Annotated in this window: 19 protein-coding genes; 10 read left to right on the forward strand and 9 right to left on the reverse strand. The window is 39.6% G+C overall.

Annotated features, from left to right (window positions below; genetic code table 11):
- Nucleotides 1-7 precede the first annotated feature (7 nt).
- Complete coding sequence (locus BK585_RS13545; RefSeq protein WP_078553971.1) at nucleotides 8-3,376, reverse strand: tubulin-like doman-containing protein; 3,369 nt, start codon at nucleotides 3,374-3,376, stop codon at nucleotides 8-10.
- An 18-nt stretch (nucleotides 3,377-3,394) separates the two neighbouring features.
- A complete protein-coding gene (locus BK585_RS13550; RefSeq protein ID WP_078553972.1) occupies nucleotides 3,395-5,614 on the reverse strand; it encodes a hypothetical protein in 2,220 nt (739 codons plus the stop codon).
- Nucleotides 5,615-5,834: 220 nt separating this feature from the next.
- On the opposite strand from BK585_RS13550, the gene BK585_RS24620 reads away from it, so the two are divergent.
- Nucleotides 5,835-5,960 carry a hypothetical protein gene (locus BK585_RS24620; protein ID WP_281248910.1) on the forward strand — a complete coding sequence of 42 codons (126 nt, stop codon included), beginning with the start codon at nucleotides 5,835-5,837 and terminating at the stop codon, nucleotides 5,958-5,960.
- Here BK585_RS24620 and BK585_RS24890 read toward each other — a convergent pair.
- Nucleotides 5,926-6,120, reverse strand: coding sequence for a hypothetical protein (locus BK585_RS24890; RefSeq protein ID WP_419095543.1), 195 nt, complete (start codon nucleotides 6,118-6,120; stop codon nucleotides 5,926-5,928). The genes BK585_RS24620 and BK585_RS24890 overlap by 35 nt on opposite strands.
- A 714-nt stretch (nucleotides 6,121-6,834) precedes the next feature.
- Between BK585_RS24890 and BK585_RS13555 the strand changes: the two genes are divergently transcribed.
- Together BK585_RS13555 and BK585_RS13560 are read left to right on the forward strand one after the other, a co-directional pair.
- A complete protein-coding gene (locus BK585_RS13555) occupies nucleotides 6,835-8,061 on the forward strand; it encodes a zinc-dependent alcohol dehydrogenase (protein ID WP_078553973.1) in 1,227 nt (408 codons plus the stop codon).
- A 29-nt stretch (nucleotides 8,062-8,090) separates the two neighbouring features.
- Nucleotides 8,091-9,182: a class II aldolase/adducin family protein gene (locus BK585_RS13560; protein ID WP_078553974.1), complete on the forward strand. Its 1,092-nt coding sequence runs from the start codon at nucleotides 8,091-8,093 to the stop codon at nucleotides 9,180-9,182.
- 197 nt (nucleotides 9,183-9,379) lie between these two features.
- Here the strand turns inward: BK585_RS13560 and BK585_RS13565 are convergent, their stop codons facing one another.
- Nucleotides 9,380-10,159 carry an SDR family oxidoreductase gene (locus BK585_RS13565; RefSeq protein ID WP_078553976.1) on the reverse strand — a complete coding sequence of 260 codons (780 nt, stop codon included), beginning with the start codon at nucleotides 10,157-10,159 and terminating at the stop codon, nucleotides 9,380-9,382.
- Nucleotides 10,160-10,338: 179 nt separating this feature from the next.
- On the opposite strand from BK585_RS13565, the gene BK585_RS13570 reads away from it, so the two are divergent.
- From BK585_RS13570 to BK585_RS13585, 4 genes are all read left to right on the forward strand, one after another.
- Nucleotides 10,339-11,019: a 2-phosphosulfolactate phosphatase gene (locus BK585_RS13570; RefSeq protein WP_078553978.1), complete on the forward strand. Its 681-nt coding sequence runs from the start codon at nucleotides 10,339-10,341 to the stop codon at nucleotides 11,017-11,019.
- Complete coding sequence (locus tag BK585_RS13575) at nucleotides 11,016-11,780, forward strand: phosphosulfolactate synthase (protein ID WP_078553979.1); 765 nt, start codon at nucleotides 11,016-11,018, stop codon at nucleotides 11,778-11,780. The genes BK585_RS13570 and BK585_RS13575 overlap by 4 nt, the downstream gene beginning before the upstream one ends.
- A gap of 13 nt (nucleotides 11,781-11,793) precedes the next feature.
- Entirely contained in the window at nucleotides 11,794-12,192 is a 399-nt protein-coding gene (locus BK585_RS13580; RefSeq protein ID WP_078553980.1) for a VOC family protein, read from the forward strand.
- 142 nt (nucleotides 12,193-12,334) lie between these two features.
- Nucleotides 12,335-12,952 (forward strand): YitT family protein, encoded by a 618-nt coding sequence (locus BK585_RS13585; RefSeq protein WP_078553981.1) that lies wholly within the window; start codon nucleotides 12,335-12,337, stop codon nucleotides 12,950-12,952.
- Nucleotides 12,953-12,993: 41 nt separating this feature from the next.
- On the opposite strand, the gene BK585_RS13590 is transcribed toward BK585_RS13585, so the two are convergent.
- The 4 genes from BK585_RS13590 to BK585_RS13600 form a co-directional block, all read right to left on the reverse strand.
- On the reverse strand, nucleotides 12,994-13,275 hold the full coding sequence (locus BK585_RS13590) for a hypothetical protein (protein ID WP_078553982.1): 282 nt from the start codon (nucleotides 13,273-13,275) through the stop codon (nucleotides 12,994-12,996).
- A 15-nt stretch (nucleotides 13,276-13,290) separates the two neighbouring features.
- Entirely contained in the window at nucleotides 13,291-14,523 is a 1,233-nt protein-coding gene (locus tag BK585_RS13595; RefSeq protein ID WP_139367670.1) for an MFS transporter, read from the reverse strand.
- 64 nt (nucleotides 14,524-14,587) lie between these two features.
- Nucleotides 14,588-14,722: a hypothetical protein gene (locus tag BK585_RS24625; protein WP_281248911.1), complete on the reverse strand. Its 135-nt coding sequence runs from the start codon at nucleotides 14,720-14,722 to the stop codon at nucleotides 14,588-14,590.
- A 22-nt stretch (nucleotides 14,723-14,744) separates the two neighbouring features.
- Entirely contained in the window at nucleotides 14,745-14,996 is a 252-nt protein-coding gene (locus tag BK585_RS13600) for a sigma-G-dependent sporulation-specific acid-soluble spore protein CsgA (protein WP_078553984.1), read from the reverse strand.
- 94 nt (nucleotides 14,997-15,090) lie between these two features.
- On the opposite strand from BK585_RS13600, the gene BK585_RS13605 reads away from it, so the two are divergent.
- The 3 genes from BK585_RS13605 (at nucleotide 15,091) to BK585_RS13615 (ending at nucleotide 18,598) form a co-directional block, all read left to right on the forward strand.
- Nucleotides 15,091-15,798 carry a class I SAM-dependent methyltransferase gene (locus tag BK585_RS13605; RefSeq protein ID WP_170885587.1) on the forward strand — a complete coding sequence of 236 codons (708 nt, stop codon included), beginning with the start codon at nucleotides 15,091-15,093 and terminating at the stop codon, nucleotides 15,796-15,798.
- Between the two features lie 131 nt (nucleotides 15,799-15,929).
- Nucleotides 15,930-18,041, forward strand: coding sequence for an ATP-dependent Clp protease ATP-binding subunit (locus BK585_RS13610; protein WP_078553986.1), 2,112 nt, complete (start codon nucleotides 15,930-15,932; stop codon nucleotides 18,039-18,041).
- Between the two features lie 164 nt (nucleotides 18,042-18,205).
- Nucleotides 18,206-18,598, forward strand: coding sequence for a rhodanese-like domain-containing protein (locus tag BK585_RS13615; protein WP_078553987.1), 393 nt, complete (start codon nucleotides 18,206-18,208; stop codon nucleotides 18,596-18,598).
- 41 nt (nucleotides 18,599-18,639) lie between these two features.
- On the opposite strand, the gene BK585_RS24630 is transcribed toward BK585_RS13615, so the two are convergent.
- On the reverse strand, nucleotides 18,640-18,774 hold the full coding sequence (locus BK585_RS24630) for a hypothetical protein (protein WP_281248912.1): 135 nt from the start codon (nucleotides 18,772-18,774) through the stop codon (nucleotides 18,640-18,642).
- Nucleotides 18,775-19,426: the final 652 nt, after the last annotated feature.

Raw genomic sequence — 19,426 nt, forward strand, 5'->3', positions numbered from 1 at the left:
CCCTCCCCTACGAAGGCTGTTTTAGCTCACGTAACTTCGTATCAATTAAATTTTTCCACATCGCAAATTCTGCTGTTTTTGTATCAGATACTTGACGTAAATTCGATTCTTCCCATAGTTGTTCAATGAATTTCGCCGCATCAATTTTAGCTTGATAGATTCGGTGGCTGCCGTAAATATCGCTGAAGTACGTGACAATTTCATCTAGTAAACATTGACGAAGACGAGCGCCTTTTTCAGGAAGACTTGGGTCTCCTAGTCCTTCAAGCTCATACGCTAAAGCGACATCTAAAATGTTGGTAGTGCTGTCTTTGGTAACCGTTGTAATGCGTTTTGCCCCAACTACAAATTGATGGTTTTCAATGTCACTATGGTTTCGTTTATCTTTTTTCGTCTCTTCTTGCACTCGTTCTAAAATTTCCTCATAAATCACAGGGTTATGACTCATTGCATTATGAAGCTGGTACGTTTCTTCTGTGACTAAGTCTCCACCTTTTAAGATAAATTTCGACCCTGATAAATGGCTGTTATACAAATACACATGACGTCCCGTATCTTGAACGAGATGAATCCAGCCATACATTAGTCCTAATAATAGAGCACGGTCATTTTTCACCGTATCCAGTTGAACTTGCTCTGGATTAAGGTCTGGCATAAAGGCTGGTAAATGCCAGCGTTTATCTAAATGAGGAGTTACAGTTGCTTCGCCTCGATTTAAACGGTCAATCCGGCGGCGGTATGCTTCATAATAGACTCCCGGCTGACGTTGATGCATGTCAGAACGGTCTCCTGATGAAAACTTCGAGAAGTTCTCTACACTTAGTCCGTAATGAGCGCGATAGCAAACGACCTCATATTTAGAGAAGGCAGGATCGGTTACTTCTTTGCCATCAAAAATATCATGAGTGAGTTTCTCTCCTAATTGCTTCGCACTGTCAGAATGAACACCCCAGAATTTCAATTCACGATGGTTTTCTATGGACGGAATAAATGGACTTGATAAATAGTCTAATTGACTAATTCTCATTTCAATGTGCTCTTCAGGATTTACTTGATTAACAGCAGCTTCACGACGTAATGCTTGAATTACCGTTAAGTCGAGACGGTCTTGATATCTTGTTTTTAATTCATTACGGCAATACGCTACGACATTTTCACGATACAGCTCTTCAACACGCATTTCTTCAATGTAATTCGTATACGTGCTCTCATTGCGCTTGCAATATTGACGGAAATGACTTAAGTAGATTTGCTCTGAAATTGAATCTGGTAGCATGCCTTGGTCCACAGAAGAGCGAATGCTTTCCCATGTACTTTCTAAATACGTTTTTGTCGCAAGCACATACTCTTTAGTTTGGTCATTGTTATTTTCATATTGAACCGCACGTTGGTTCAACTCACTTAAAAGATTGTCACGCGTATCTTTTAAGTTTTCAAAGAATCGCTCCCAATCACGAATCATGCTTTGAATCGCTTGGTCAACCGATGTGTACACAAGCTCTAATAGAAGATTCTTTTTAAAGCGGTTTAATGTATTTAATTGAATGCTAGATAGACGAGCATAATCTTTAATAAACTCTTTATAGCTATCCTTGCTAAAAATACTTCCTAGGAATCCACGACTTAATGCCATATCAACACGTTGCATTGCTGTTTCAATCGTGTCGGTCTCACGAATGTTAAACGCTTCATCGTAGTTGTCAATTTGACGCTTGAAGTTTGTGTTTTCTGTGCGAAGCTTCATGATACGATGATTGATTTCTTCACTCATTTGATACAGCATAAAGCGAGCAGCCACTGGGTGAAGTGGTGTTGGTTTTCTCATAAACCACGTATTTAATCGGTAACCTTGACCTTCAGAGCCACTTGGGCTATCGCAATCTTGGTCAACAATTTGATGAGCAATAAACGTACGATACTCATATACCTTCTTGTTGATTTGCTCACGGTAAAACTCAAGCGAAGCCTCAACTCTTCCAATCTCACGCTTCACTTCGTTTTTAATTTTTAACTTTCCTTCATCTAAACGACATTTGTTTTCAAAGATTTTAAGCTCCGCATCTCCGTCAAGAATCTGTTGGACACGAGCCTCTACTGCATCGACAAAACGATACGCTTTTGGTTCGCCAAGCTTGCCTTCATCTAACTCTTCGCACACTTGACGATACACTTGGTTAAAGAATGGCTGTGGCGTATCATCATTAACTAATGTTTCAAGCTGCCAAATATAACGCTTGCCACGCTCAGGCCGTTCCCGGTTAATGCCACGGCGCAAGTCTGACTCATAGCGATTACGCTCTTCATCATACAAGCGGTCTAGTAATAACCATGAATCGTCTAAGCCAGAAGCCGCCCATTTAAGAGAACAATACTCAACTACATCCTCGTATGGATAGGTTAGAGTAGCCGCTCCCGCTCCACAATAGCGACCGCGTCCTTCAGAAGAGATTAACTCAAGGATTTGATTGTCTTCTTGTGAGAAATGCTTTGCGGAAATTGGGCTAAATAGTTGTAAGTAAATCGTTCGTGACACTTGGTCAATGTATTGTCCTACTGAATTTAAATGCTGTCCCCGTAAGTTTTCATAGTCATATAGGAAACAGAAATCAAATGGCAATTGCTTATCTGTAATCGCATGTGTCGTTCTGCCATCTAGGTCAATTTGATTTGGACGATATTCTAAATCAATCGTCACGTCATCCTCATTTTTAAATTGACCAGAAGCACTCATTGTAATGGCGTTTAATTCTTTTAAACTTGAATAGCCATTCGCACGAACCGATTCCCACTCGCGTTCATCTAGGGTATTCGTACGAACTAAAATATCTGGCAATAAGAACGCCCCACGAATTAACACACTAGAATGACCAAATTTTCTTTCTAGCATTTCACGCAAGTACATCGCAACTTGAAGAAAAATACCAGAACCTGTTCCTCCAACCATCGAACTAATGATGATGACACGAACACCATAGGTCATTTTGTCTCCGCTGACTGGGAAAATGCTATCAATGCCTTCCCACAGTGAATTCATTTTTCCTTCACCCATAGCCGCACGGAAAGCCAATCTTGACACGGCACGGATTTGTCCCGCTCCTTCTGTCATCGTTTTCTTTCGAATTTGCGGATTATCAGGAAACCAAGTCAGGAGAGAAGGATTTTGGTGTAAATATTCTCCCACTGATTTTCTTGTACTTGTTTGGGTAATGTTGTTGACAAGGTGTTCCATTTTCTTAATCGTATTCACATCGGTATCAAACGCATGGATTGCAACATTGCTTCGTGAATCTTGCGGAATCCGTCCATAAATTGTATTGACAACGGAGCTTCCCACTCCACCTAAACCAATTAATATTGTAGGTACATTATGACTCATACTCTTCCACCTCTACTGTTAGTTTTTAATATACGTGTACTTCTCTTTTTGATTGTAAATTTCAAGCTCAATTACATCATTGCTATAGATTAATAAATCTTGACGGCCACTGTCGTGCTCAAGCTTTTGGTATTGCACGACCATTTCTTCGGTTTGTGATTCTTTTGCAAGATATACACGGTCCGAATTTCGAGTCGCTTTAAAGGTCACGCTTTGAATCGTACATTTTTCAGGAACATAAGGAACAAACCATCGACTGAAGAAGTTTGTACGGAAATGCTCGGTGCTAGAGTAACTACCAATCTCTCGACCTCGTAACATTTGCGCTGTTACTAACTCAACATAAGCCGCATTCTTAGCGAACCTTGGTTTTCGAATAATCCCAATCAACCAAATGATGAAAAGGATAATCGCTAGAAAATAGGTAAGGTAGATTCCATACTTTTGCCACCACGAAATGTCTTCTATGAAAATCGCAAATTCCGTTGAAGCATATTCGCCTGCATATTTCCCTTCCATTTCAACTTGAACTTCGACATCACCTACTGTTGAAAGAAACGGCAAGTAATTTTGCTTAGGTTTAATCTCTAGCAAACTTCCATTTTGAGTCACGTCAAATTGTAGATTTTGATTACTCGACACTTGAATCGTTTCAAAAACCTCAGCTAATTCTTCTTCTGTGATTTCTCGGTCATTGATATATGGTTGTATTTGAATCGCATCTGCCTCATTTAACTCGTTTAACGAGGCTCTCCAATCCAAGGTAACTAAATCAAGGCGTAAGTCTCTCCCGCCAACACCAACAAGTGGAATTATTTTTGTTTCTTGATAAAAGCCGTGAACTAAAGAGGTCACTTCCGCCTCGCTATCTTCATCAGGCATGACAAAGGTTCCGATGAAGCTTTCTCGCTCTGCATCCCACGTAAATGAGACAGTCTGGTCTTCAATAGTCGCGATAACTTCAACATCTGATTCAGCCTGACTTGCAGTAAACGTTACTTTTTGCTCTTCATTGCCAAGATGAACGAGCTCCACTTCCATGACCATATCACTTCCATAGAAAAAGGTGTCAAGGTCGCTTGTGTATGAACCATCGTCCTCTTCTCTAAGGATGGAGACATGAAAATCAATTGCTGGTTCTGCAATAAAGTGAAAGTCTTCTGGATTAAAAGAACTTACATCTTCATCAAAGGTTAACGTATATTCCCCTTGTGGAATGACACCATCTTTATGTTTTGGAGCAATATGACTAATGCCCCCAAATAAGTCCTCTCGCAATTCAAATTCATCATAAGGCGTTTGCATTAAAAATGGTCCGTTCACCTGGTAATCGTTTGACCCAATACTTTTTACTTTAACGGGAGTAAGCTGGTCTGGTGCTTGTTGTAATACGGTTATTCGCTTTAAAGGATAAGGAGAATAAATCGTTACGTCTTTTCCGTTAAACGTAGGTTGTAGGTCAACACTGCTCTTTTCCGCATTTGGATCACGGTTTGTAATAATCGCCGCCACTTCATTAATCCGTTCAATAATCTCCTGCTCATTTTCGGCCGTAATATGTAATCCGCCTGTTGTTTCATGCCATATGTCGATAAAATCTTTCATTTGAATCCTTTCATCTTCTGTTAAAAAGGATTCAATCGTTACTAGAATGGAGTTAAACTTTATGTCTTTTTCCGTCATAAAACTGGTAAACTGCTCTAACCGCTCTCTAGCATAAGCATAATTTTGCGTTAGTGTTTGGTCATCTTCAATTTGCATATAATCCAACTCATTGAACACACCATCCATGACAATAATGAACCAAAACTCACTATCTGGTTCTTTTTCAGCCGCACTCATCAAATGCTTGGTTGCTGTATCCACCGTTTCAAATGGCGTCCATCCACGATCTTCCCAGCTGGAAACGCGGTTGATTTCACGTTGTCTGTTTTCATAACGGGCATTGATGGTATCTAGTTTCGCAGGCTCTGTCATTCGAACAACACTTAGTTCATCTTCTTCCCCTAACAACGCAATCATGCTTTGCAAGGAATAATTCGCAAATTTCCAATTGTCACTTGGGAGCTGGTTTAAGTCATCATCATACATAAACCACATGCTTCCGGAGTCATCATAAATGAGGGAAATCACTTTTTTCTTCGTAATTGAATCCTGTGCTTGTGAAGAAAGGGGCAATGCGATGAGTAAACAAATACAAAGAAGAAGACTGAGTAGTCTTAGATATTTTTCTTTCAATATCTCTCCCCCTGTTACTTTAGTCATAGTCAATCTATATGCTAATTCGACATGTTTTTTACATTTCCTCCATCAACCTACTAGTTTTTTCATTAATACAATATACTTACGATGAAATAGCACACAGGTTTCATTATATTTATAATCTAAATACCTGCATAATTTCTCCAAATTGTTACATCCTAATAGAAATCTTCATTTTCTTTAAGGAGGCAGCGTTATGATTAAAGGTATGGTTGAGCAGTTCGAAGATATCGTAATGGCATTGTTTGAGTATGAATATGAAGAAGTAATGCAAGATGATGAACAGATTAAAGAAAAGCCGGGGAATACGGCAAATATCTAAAAGAAAAACGGCAAAGCCGTCTTTGACCTTGATATTCGCCGACTCCGTGAATGAACACTGGTTGATTTGTTTCTATCTCAATTTGTTTCCCTTTATCCATTTGAACGGCGGGATGTCTTACATGTTTTCCTTTGAACACGGTAAGGAGAAGATGTAACATCCCTCTTAGTAATGTGCATAACCGTTGCGTTTTTTAGTGCCTACGAGTGGTTTTTTCGTAGAAGGCATGCAACGAATGAAGCCATTGCCATAAGGCCCTGAAAAGGTGTGTTTACTTTTTCCTTGGCTTCCTTTTTGAAACGTCACTAAGTCTATTACTATGTTAAAGTTTGTGGTTTGATAGGTTCTTATCTCGTAGCACTCTAAAAGGATATCCTAGCTTTTCTAACCACTTTTCGCCTTCGAATCGTTAATTTCTTTTGATAGTTTTCCGTCAAACCCACGACCAACGACAGTTAGACAAATTTCCTTGTCATTGACTAGTAATACATCTATTAGCTTAGCTTCTTTTGTTAAGATTCTAGTAACAGCTTCTTATGTATTCTTCGAAATACCCATCGTTGTCGCAAAATCATTTCCTGTTCCGGCCCTAAACCAAGTGGAATCTTCGTATGAACTTAAGCATTCCCCACTTCATGAAAGGTCCTATCACCTCCAATGGCAATCACAGGATCACGGTTATCATTAATGAGCCCTTCACTTGACCTTTTCTCTTCTTAAAATGAACGCGATTAACATCTCAATCACCTCCACCTCCTATCTTATCGGACAAAAATGAATAATATGATTAGACCCTGTATAAATTTGGATAGAATGATAAAAATAATCTATACCTAGGAAAATATAACCAAGCTTTCCTTTGGAGGTGGTTTTCATGAAATCCGTTCAATTTGATTATAGTATCCCCCGCTATGTGTTTAGCAAAGTAGCCGGTCGGATGAAACCGTCTATGCATGTGCATCCAAAGCTCTCTTGCCTTCGACTTCGTGAGGTAGAAGAACCCCAGTTACCTAACAACGATTGGGTGAAAATCGGAGTCACGTACGGTGGGATATGCGGGAGTGACTTGAACTTAATTTATTTGCATGACAGCCCGGCAGCTTCACCTTTTACTTCTTTTCCTTTTACAGTTGGACATGAAATTGTTGGAAGAGTGGTTGAAGCTGGTACGAATGTGTCCGGCATAGAAAAGGGATCACGAGTTGTCATTGACCCTGTGCTTTCTTGTATGAGTCGTGGCATTACTCCCCCATGTTCAGCTTGTGCCAGAGGCGATTACAGTCTTTGTAGTAAAAAAACAGAGGGTGATGTGTCTCCTGGCTTACTCATTGGCACATGCAAAGATACGGGTGGAAGTTGGGGCCCTGTCCTTGTCGCTCATAAAAGTCAGGTGTTGCCTTTACCTGACGAAGTTGATGATTTGAATGGGGTTCTCGTTGAACCGTTTAGCTGTGCTCTTCATGCGGTGCTCAGAAATCCACCTTCTGCAAAGGATAAAGTGCTTGTGATTGGTGCCGGTGTCATCGGAATATCCGTTGTCGCTGCCTTACGAGCGCTTGAGATTAATTGTGAAATCACTGTGCTTGTGAAGCATCCGTTTCAAGGAAAATTAGCGACCCACTTTGGTGCCGACCATGTCGTTTATTTATCGAAGGGCTATGAACAGGAGACAGCTAACCTTTTTGGTGCCAACGTGTTGAACCCAGTGTTTGGCGATGCGGTCATTGAAGGTGGTGCTGATATCGTTTATGAATGTGTTGGGAAAAAGAAAAGTATAAATGATGCCCTGCGCTTCACTCATAGTGGTGGCAAAGTCGTTCTTCTTGGTCTTGGTAGTATTATCGATGGCATCGATTGGACAAATGTCTGGATGAATGAACTTGAAATTAAAGGAAGCTTTGCCTATAGCACAGGTCAATATAAAGGCAAGACGATGAGAACGTTAGAAATTGCGATTGAGTTAATGCGGGAAAGAAAGGTTGATTTATCGCCTATGGTTACCCACCGTTTCCCGCTAGACCATTACAGGGAAGCGATTCACACCGCTTCCAATAAAAGTAGAGATTCTGTCATAAAAGTTGTATTTGACCATCAAGCGTAAACACTGCAATCAAGGAGGAATTTTTACGTATGAAAACATTTACTGTACATGGAACAACATCTACGTCATTTATGAACTGGCTTCGCATCGGAATGAAGGAAACATTCATTAACAATGGTTTTGAATTTTGCGGAGATACTAGGGACGATATTAAACTCGTCTTTAACTTCGTGGATACCGAGAATTGTCGCCCATTCCGACGAAAAGCCCAAGCAACTTTTGTCGTCTCCATCCTTGAAACCGAAGGAAAAGTGGATAACATTTTTAAAGAAGCATACCCTTATCTGATTCGTTCGTTATCGAATCATTTGATGTATATTAACCATCATGAAGGGGTGACAACCTATACGTTTTTAACGCCTGAGCAAGGAAATTACCAAATAAAATATAAAGCTGGAGATGATGAAGGAGTGCTCTTCCAACGAATATATGAGCGATTAGAGCCTCTAGCCCTCTCTCAGCTTGTCATAAATAATGACTTTCAATTTGACTTACCAGAGCCACTATGGCAAGGCGATCAAGTGACAAGTCAGTTAAGTCAATCCGGAAAAAAGTTGGATGAGATGAATCTCCTCCCTGCTCCGTTTCCAATTGATGAGTATTTAACACCTCGTGATATGCGCCATGTCCATAAATTATATGGAATAGGCGGATTAAGTTACGGCAACTTAAGTGCACGCCGCGAAGAGGACAAGTTCTGGATGAGTGCTAGCGGCATTGATAAAGGAAACATGAAAACAATTGGACAAGATATCCTTTATATTAAAGGATATAATTCGGACCAAAATAAAATCGAAGTCAGCGTTCCCCCTGAGGTGTCGCCAAAACGGGCCTCTGTTGATGCGATTGAGCATTGGATGATATATAAAGAGCATCCAGACGTCGGAGCGATTGTTCACATCCACGCTTGGATGGACGGTATTAAAGCAACGGAGATTAATTACCCATGTGGAACAGTGGAGCTCGCAAAAACGGTGGCTGACCTTGTACGTGAGGAAGAAAATCCAGCACAAGCGGTGATTGGGCTGAAAAATCACGGCTTGACGATTACAGGTACGTCATTAGAAGATATTTTCGAGCGAATTGACGGAAAAATCACGCGCCAAGTGCCGATGAACTAGGACAAGCTCTAAAAAAGACGGTAATGTCCGTCTTTTCTAGAAGCAACTGCCCTTCCTTGAGTTAGCTTCGACTGAAACTAGGGTCAATTCCCTAGTTTCAGTCCTTTTTATTAACGAATTCATGAAAAACAGAGGATAATTCAAGAAAAATTGCTAATAATTCATGAAAAACCTCAATTTATTCATGAAAACGCCGTTTACAACAGAGACTCTGCCCCGTCAATAAAGATTTCAGTTCCTGTGATGTGGCTGGATAAATCAGAGGCTAAGAAATAAACTAAGTCAGCCACTTGGTCGGGTGACCCTGGTTTATGTTCAAGTGGTTGACTTCCTTCAGGATATTCTACTGGAATTTTCACTTTTTCTAATTCAGGCTCTGGGTGCGTGTTTTCTCCAATGTTTGTTTTAATCGCTCCCGGGCAAATGGCATTAACTCGGATTTTATACCGCGCAAGCTCAAGGGCAGCCATTTTCATAAAAGCGACTTGACCAGCCTTTGAGGTGCTGTATGCAGACATGCCGATGTTCGAAAACATCCTGTTTCCGTTAATCGAGCTGGTAATGATAATGCTTCCACCCTTTTCTTTCATGTATGGAATCGAATGTTTCACAAATAAAAATGTGCTTCGAAGGTTTGTTTCTAAAGTGGCATCCCAGTCATCGACTTTCATGTCTTCAATAGCTGTCCATGTTCCGTTAATGCCAGCATTAATAAAAACGGTATCAATTTGACCGTCAAACTCTTGCTCAATCGCCTTAAAGCTATCTTGAATTCGCTTTTCATCTTTGACATCAACATCATATACTTGAGCTTGTCCCCCATTGTCTTCGATTTCTTCTTTTACTTTTTCGGCACGTTCTTCTTTTAAATCCATTATACAAACTGTTTTACCTTCTTTCGCTAATCGAATAGCTGCGGCCTTACCGATACCAGAACCTCCACCTGTAATTACAGCAATTTCTTGTTTCTGTTTCATAAAATCCTCCTATCTTCCTAATCGTAGTAGTGTAGTATAACTAAAAATAATAAAATCATACTATTCTTATCTGAATTTCCAATATTTATAAATAGTTGTTTGCCTACGTACGTTCTATGCAATAGGTGAATATACTTTTTTTGACGGCACTAGCGGAATTTATTGTAAAGGAGAGTAAAATGACTACAATTTATCAAGGTCATCACCATGATTTAGAAAAAAGTGATGTCAACATTATCATTGATGTCATCCGAGCATTTACTGTAGCTCACTATGCCTTTATTTACGGAGCTAAAGACATTTTACTCGTTGGAACAGTAGAAGAAGCTTTTCAATTACGAAATGAACATCCGAAGTTCCTTCTTGCTGGGGAGGTGAACGGTATAGCGATTGAAGGCTTTGATTTAGAGAACTCGCCCTACCTACTAACAAATCATAATTTGCAAAACAAAACTCTCATCCAGAAAACAACCAATGGCGTAGAAGCAACCTTACACGCTTTGGATGCAAATCATGTGTTTGTAACAGGCTTTTCAAATGCGAAAACGACCGCTACCTATATCCGTCAGCACCAACTCGGCCAACACATAAATATTATTGCTTCTCATCCAACAGGTGATGACGACCTTGCCTGTGCTCAATATATGAAGTCTATTATTGAAGGACATGAGTCAATCGATTCAGAGGACGTAAAAGCAAGAATTCAATCATCAATTGTGGCTGCGAAGTTTTTTGATAAGACAAAACCTGAATTTAATGAAAATGACATCTCCTACTGCATCAAGGAACCGCCGAGTGAGTTTGTGATGAAAGTAAACCAATGGCATGGAATTCCAAAGATTGAGAGGGTAAACATATGAGCTTTTCTATACTATCCCTCCCATTTCGGGAGGTTAAACCTAGGAAAAACGGCATCACGGTCGTCATTGACAACGGTGTACCCCTTTCGTTTTTTAAAGATACGATTGAAAGTTCAGGCGACCTTATCGACTTTGTTAAATTTGGGTGGGGCACTTCTTTAATTACGAAAGGACTATCGGAAAAAATAGACTGTTTGCAGCAACATCGCATCGAATACTTTTTTGGTGGTACTTTATTTGAAAAGTTTCTTAGCCAAGACAAAGTCGATGGTTTTTATCAATTTTGCAAGGGACATAAATGTAAATATATCGAAATATCAAACGGAACATTGCCGATTACGAACAAAGAAAAAGCACAGTATATTTCCGATTTTTCAGATGAGTTTCTTATTTTTAGCGAGGTCGGCTCGAAAGATAGCTTAGCCTCGAGTAAACAAAATTCTTCGGAATGGGTTGAATATCTTCAAGAAGATTTAGAGGCTGGTGCTACAAAAGTCATCACAGAAGCTCGCGAAAGTGGAACGAGTGGAGTTTGTGATAAAAATGGTGATATGCGCTTTGATTTAATTGATGATATCCTTGCTTCTCCTCTGGATGTCACTGATATCATTTTTGAAGCCCCGACAAAGCACATGCAAACGACGTTTATCGAACGCATTGGTCCTGACGTGAACTTAGCCAACATTTCATTTCAAGACCCGATCCCTTTAGAAACGTTAAGGCTTGGACTAAGGTCCGACACATTTAATTTATTTACGTAAGGTGTGATAACTGATGAGAGAAACGAATAAAGTATTCCATTTAGCGGTACCGTGCAGAGATTTAGATGAAACAGCCGAATTTTATCAAACACTTGGTTGTCGATTAGCTCGACGGTATGCAGACAGAGTGACATTTGACTTTTTCGGCGACCAACTTGTCTGTCACTTAAACCCTGATAAAATTGATGAAAAGCCTTCGATGTATCCTCGTCATTACGGAATTACATTTACAAATAAAGATGAGTTTACCGCGCTATTAGAAGAAGCACAACAGAAAGAACTTCCTTTTTTCCAAAAACCAATGGTTCGCTTTGAAGGAAAACAAGAAGAGCACATGACGTTCTTTTTGGTCGACCCTTCTAACAATTTGCTAGAGTTTAAATATTACAATGATGATTCTATGGTCTATTAGGCTGTCATATAGATGAAAGTTTAATCCTATTTTCTGCATTCCACGCAATTGTTTGGAATGTTTTTTTCTTTCATAACGTTGGCTCTTGTCCCATACAATGAATAGACAGGCTATACAATCTGATCATTGGAGAAGAGTGTCGATGAAGAGTGGCATATTTAAACAATACATGTTCATTACTTGTGGTGGGATTATTCAAGGATTTGCAATGGCCATCTTTCTTTTTCCTCATTCAATTCCATCTGGAGGAGCAGGTGGCCTTGCCGTCCTTATTAATTTTATACTGAGCATTCCAATCGGTTTTGCCTTGTGGCTAGTTAATTTTTCAATGCTTGTTGTTGCGATTAAATGGCTCGGAAATGGGTGTGCCATTGGGACAATGTATGGTATTACGGTGGCTTCTTTAACGATCTATTTTTTTAACATTGATATGTACAGGCCATCGGATTATTTATGGATTGATTTAATTATTGGGTCCATTCTACTTGGGGTCGGAGTTGGAATTTTACTTCGCCAAGGAGTGTCAAATGGCGGGATGGGTGTGCTTGCGCTTTTATTTGCGACATATCGAAGCATACCTCCAGGGAAGCCGTTGTTTTTGATGAATGGCTCGATTTTCTTGGTCACTGCTTTTGTTATTGATTGGAGTATTGTGTTTCTTGCTCTTGTTTCACAATGGTTATCCACAAAAGTAGTCGATTTCATCTACCACCTAAAAATAGTTCCAAATACGGTCTCAATAGGTTGGAGAAAAAAATAAACAGTCATAAGGGCATTCAATAACCCTCATGACTATTATTACTATTCCTCTTCTCCAGAATTCAACTCAATTTTCCTTCCACCTACCGAGATATAACTCATTACCTCTAAGTCAGGCTTTAACTTAGTTAATCCTTTTAAATAAGGGTCAATTAAATCTTTAAAATCTTCTTCTACGCCGCCTTCTTCTAACTGCCCGTAGACATACATTTTCTTTTCCTCTAATAAAAAGGCTAGGTACCCAACTGCTTTATTTTCTTGGGTGACCACATTAAGTACTTGTGCGTCCTGTTTAATAAATTCTGGTGAAAAATAAATTTGCAATGTAGACCCTCCTGATCATTCAGTTGATATTTGTAGTTTCTTAAATAATGAATCTTCACCTGATTCTTCTGGTGTTTTTTTCTTTTTTGCATGAATCGTAATTAAGCAAAGTATGGCAACGAGCAAGGTTAAACCGGCGGTTGTTAAAAACATTCCTGTACGTGACCATCCCATTAAGTACCCGTAAATTGGTGGTCCCGCTGCAACACCGAGAAAGCGAACAGACCCATAAAGCGAGGTCACAAATCCCCTTCTCGCCTTCCCAACGGAACCGGTGATAAAACTGTTTAAGCAAGGAAGAACTAATCCTGTACCAACGCTACTAACAACTAAGACTGCGATGAACGGAAATAATTTTGAAAAAAAGACAAGTGTTGCAAAAGAAATTGTCATTAACAATAATCCAAGCACGATTAATTTTTTCATCAATGGATGATTTTTTCCGATTTTACTTCCTGTAATATAAGAAGTCGTCATCATAAACAGCAAGGGAATTGCTAGGATGAGCCCTTTGGGGACACCATCAATTTTATACTGTGTTTCGAGGACATCAGATAAATAAAATAAAATACCAAAAAGGGTAAACAAACATGTCGCTCCCGCTAAATAAGCTGTAAAAAGCCATCTTCCCTCTTGATGAAACACAGAAAATAATCCTTTTACATACTTTCCAATCGGTGGTGGAGAGACCGTTTTTAACTTTTCCTTTACAAATATCCACGTTAATAAGATTGAAATGATACAAAATAGTGGGAACGCAAAAAATGGAGCATACCAGACAATGAGTGCGAGTAGGGAACCGACAATGGGAGATAATACTTTCCCAAATCCATTCGAAGCTTCTACTAAACCAAGGACTCTACTCTGTTCCCCGCCTTTAAATAAATCTCCGGTCAGCGCCATTGCTATTGGAGCGGTACCTGCTGCACCAATTCCTTGCAATGTCCTGCCGATAATAACCCAAAGGTAGGCACTATCAAAACGAGCAGCAGCAAAACCGGCTAATAGTCCACCAAGTCCATACAAAAACAATGCAGGTAAAATAATTGCTTTTCGAGAAAATCGGTCAGACAAATACCCTAAAATCGGGATTGAAATGGCTGCAGCAATAGAAAACACAGTAATGGTTAAACTCACCTGAAAATGCGTTAACCCAAGTTCAGATTGCATCTTCGGCAAAATCGGAATGAGCATAGAATTCCCTAACGTCATAATCAATGGTATTGACCCTATCGCGACGATTGTCATTCCCGTATTCTTTTTTTTAGGCAACGTAAATTACACGTCCTTTCAGAAAACCAATGTGTTCTTCTTATTCACCATCAGTTTTTAAGTATTCATTTTCTCCAGGAGCAAACGATACGTTTCTTAAGTCTTCCTCTCCCTGAAGGTCCGTAATCGGTACTTCTATATTTTCGTCTCTGTCTTTTTTCGTCGTTACAGGCATAGTAGTATGTTCTCCTTTGTTTTTAAAATAAAAGCTCATACACCTCAACCAATTGAGAAGTTCTTATCGGGTCTTGTTCTTTAGTTGCGTAATTTATTTCCTTAGGCAAGATTGAATTTAAGTACCCGATTTCTACCTCATCAAGGTCTCGTACAAACTGTAATTCGCCTTCATAATTGTTCGTTTCAAGTTTTTCATATATTCTTCGGCAGACTTCATGCTTTTCATAATAATTGGCTAACGATTCACGTAAATATCCTAAAGTAGCATCCATGTTCGTACCTCCAAAATCAGATTCTTAACGTAATCATAGGTTTTACATATAATGTAGTACTTATTTATGCGATATAAGGAAAGGAGTTAAAAATTTGGATTATCTTGATTTTTTAGCTTACTATGGACTCGGTGGTGCACATCCTGGTGGATTTCCTTTAACGAAAAAATTGCTAGAGAATGAACATCTTTCTCCAACAACAAAAGTCCTAGATATAGGCTGTGGCACTGGGCAAACTTCAGCATATGTAGCATCCACTTTTAATTGCGAAGTAAGTGCAATTGACCGACACCCAGTTATGATTGAAAAAGCAAACCACAGAGCAGAAATTGAAAACCTTCCCATCCATTTGTACGAATCCTCTGCTGAAAACTTACCTTTTGAAGATAACCAGTTTGATTTTTTGTTAAGTGAATCTGTGACAGCCTTTACCGAAGTGGAGCGTTCTTGTTCCGAGTATTTTCGCGTTCTTCAACCTAATGGTGTATTACTTTTAATTGAAATGACCGCTAATACGGCTCTCCCCTTTCATTCTCAAAGAAAACTGGCTGATTTTTACGGCGTACAAAAGATTTATACGGAAGAGGATTGGATGACTGTCTTCAAATCTATTGGTTTTTCATCTATAGAAATGCTTGAAAGTCAGACCTTAAAAGCCGCAAATAATTTGCAAGGACTCCCTGAATTAAATCCTTCTCCTCACATAGATGCTCAACTTTTTCATTATTGGGAGGAACACCATAAGCTACTTGAACAATTTTCGGATACCCTTGGTTACAGGGTTTTCCGTTGTAAAAAGTAAAAATAGTTGAAAGGTCAGAAAAGGTCAGATATAATCAAACTATAATCATATCCATCCAATTTTGCAGGGATGGATTTCCTTTTACACAAAAGGTCAAATATAGTCAAAGTCAAAATGAAGGAGTGAAAAAAATGAAATGTCAATTATGTCAAACACAGTCGGCTACAGTAAGTATGAACCTTATTCTTAATCAACAGCAAACGAGTCTACACCTTTGTTCTCCGTGCTTTAGCAACATAAAACAACCAAATGGGTTTAGCACTTCTATCGAGGACTTCCTACAGCAATTTAATGTTCAAGGATTTGCTCAAAATGCACCTAAAAACGTCAAAGCCACTCCTCAACATCAACATGGTGGCGGCTTTCTTGACCATTTTGGAAGGAACTTAACAGCTGAAGCAAAACTAGGAAAAATAGACAAAGTCATCGGTCGTGAGGAAGAAATTGAACGAATGATCGAAGTGCTTTGCCGACGAAGCAAAAACAATCCTGTTCTCATAGGAGAGGCTGGTGTTGGAAAAACAGCGATCGCTGAAGGCTTTGCGCTACGAATCGCAAACGGACAAGTCCCAACAAAAATGAAAAATAAACAAGTGTACAGTCTAGATTTATCATCTCTTGTTGCAGGTACAAGCTACCGTGGGCAGTTTGAGGAAAGAATGAAAGAACTTGTTTCTGAACTTGAACAGAATCCAAACATTATTATATTTATCGATGAAATTCATACGATCGTTGGTGCAGGCAGTGCATCAGATGGTTCTATGGATGCGGGGAATATCCTAAAGCCAGCCCTTGCTCGAGGAGAATTACAACTGATTGGTGCAACAACGCTTAAGGAATACCGTTTGATTGAAAAAGACCCTGCGTTAGAACGTCGCTTCCAGCCTGTTATCGTAAAAGAACCAACCGTAGAAAAAGCGATAGACATTTTGAAAGGATTGCGTCCGATATACGAACAATACCACAATGTTCGCTACTCAGATGACGTGCTAGAAGCGTGTGTTACATTATCACACCGCTATATTCAAGACCGCTATTTACCAGATAAAGCGATTGATTTAGTTGATGAAGTCGGTGCTAAATTATCAATTCATCATGTCCATTCAACAACAGCGGAACTAGAACACCGCTTAGAAGAGATTAAAACTGAAAAACAAACTGCGACAATCGAAGAAGACTATGAAAAAGCAGCTTTGCTACGAGATGAAGAAAATGAGATATTCGCACAATTACATGAGAAAACAAATGAATCAATCATCGATGTGACCGTTCAAAACATTCAAGAGTTAATTGAAAAACGTACAGGAATTCCTGTGAAAAAACTTCAAAAATCAGAACAAGCAAAACTGAAAGACCTACAGCAAAACTTAATGAAAAAAGTTATAGGTCAGCACCAAGCTGTTGAGAAAGTGTCAAAAGCGATTAAACGTAGTCGCGCTGGTTTAAAACCTAAACAAAGACCAATCAGCTTTATGTTTGTGGGCCCAACTGGAGTCGGAAAAACCGAGTTAACGAAAAGCTTAGCTGAAGAACTTTTCGGCAACAAGGATGCAATGATCCGCTTAGATATGAGTGAATTTATGGAGAAACACTCCGTTTCCAAATTAATTGGCTCGCCTCCAGGCTATGTTGGTTACGATGAAGGTGGACAACTAACTGAAAAAGTTCGTCGCAATCCATACAGCATCATCTTGTTAGATGAAGTTGAAAAAGCTCATCCTGATGTACATCATATGTTTTTACAAATCCTTGAAGACGGGCGTCTTTCAGATAGCCAGGGGCGTGTTGTCACTTTTAAAGAAACGATAATTATTATGACATCCAATGCAGGTGTTGGCTATAAAAACATCACCGTAGGGTTCGGAAAAGAAACTCAAACTGGAAGTGTCATGCAATCGTTAGGATCTTTCTTCAAGCCAGAATTTTTAAACAGACTAGATGTTGTCATTGAATTTAACCAATTATCCAAAGAAGACTTACTTAAAATTGTCGATGTTATGCTTTCCGACTTACAAGAACGTCTACAAGAGCAAGACATCACCTTGTCTATTACTGATGAAGCTAAAGCGCATTTGGCCAAATTAGGCTATGACCCTGAATTTGGTGCCCGCCCTATGCGTCGCGTCATACAGGATAAAATCGAGGATGAAATCACTGAATTTATTATTAATGAAGAACAGGTTAAGCATATTTCGATTACATTAATTAATAATGAAATTCACGTAGCAAACAGTTCAATTTAGCTAGAAGGTGTCCCTTTGGGGGGCATCTTCTTTTTTAGGATTATTTTTTTTTTGTGAATTTGAGCAGGAATGTAGAATATCTTGTTGGAAATAGTATACGATAGAAAAGTATGTTCCAAGTTTACCCAGTACATATGGAACTAAATCCTGAGGAGGTTTTACAAATGGCAATTACTTTTAAACAAATGGTTGGACAAGCTCGCGAGAATGTTCCTGCAATTTCTTCTGCAGATGCACGTGAAAAAATCAATGCAAACCCTAATACGTTAGTCATTGACGTTCAAGACGCGGCAGCAGCAGGTGCTTGTGGTCTTATCCCAAGCAGCATGAACATTTCTTTAGGAATGTTACCAATCCGTGCTGACCTTGAATTACCAGAAAGCTTCCGTGAGCCAGAATTGGCAGACAGAAACCGTCCTGTTATCATCACTTGTGGTGCTGGGGGACAAGCTGCACTTGGCGCTTATCTTCTAAAGCAAATGGGCTTCACTGATGTTTCATTTATCGAAGGTGGAACGAACGCTTGGAAGGAAGCTGGATACGAAGTCGAAAAGTAAAAAATAAGCGAGGATGACGTCTCTGTCATCCTCGTTTTCTATTAAGAGCCATTTTTTAAATTCTTAAGAACGGTCGGCATCTTATCTTCTTGCTTTGACTTTTTCTGGTGCTCACTTGGATTACGCGTATTCTTTGATTTAAAACGCGCTGCATCCATATTGTCCATAATATTCATATGAGTAGCCTCCCTTCCTCCTTATTGTGTCCTAGAGATGAAAACTAATGATTAACGTTAAGTACCAATCAATCGCTTAAGTTTAACACTGAGGGGAAAACAACTATTTAGCCATGCTCTGCTCGGACTATTTTCTTCTCCAGCGGAATCCTTTTGGCCTTGCAAGCGGTCTGCTCGGACTTTTCTTTTCTCCGGTGGAAGCCTTTTGACTTTGCAACTTCTTTGCTCGGACTCTTCTCTTCTTTCGCGGCTTCCTTTTGGACTTGCAACTGCTTTGCTCGGACTTTTCTTCTTCCTCACGCTACTCTTAAGTCGTTCATAACCACGATGAACTACCTTTCCTCTTTCTCTCGCTCCTCTTTAGTCGTTCATAACCCCGATGAACGACCTTTCCTCCTTCTCCCGCTCCTCTTTAGTCGTTCATAACCCCGATGAATGACCTTTCCTCTTTCTCCTGATACTCAAAGGGCGTTCATAACCAAGATGAACGACCTTTCCTCTTTCTCCTGCTACTCAAACGGCGTTCATAACCAAGATGAACGACCTTTCCTCTTTCTCCCGCTCCTCTTTAGTCGTTCATAACCCCGATGAATGACCTTTCCTCTTTCTCCTGATACTCAAAGGGCGTTCATTCCCTCAATGAACGCCCCTC

Origin of the sequence: Bacillus alkalicellulosilyticus, from assembly GCF_002019795.1 — a bacterium.
In the GTDB taxonomy this organism is placed as follows: domain Bacteria; phylum Bacillota; class Bacilli; order Bacillales; family Bacillaceae_F; genus Bacillus_AO; species Bacillus_AO alkalicellulosilyticum.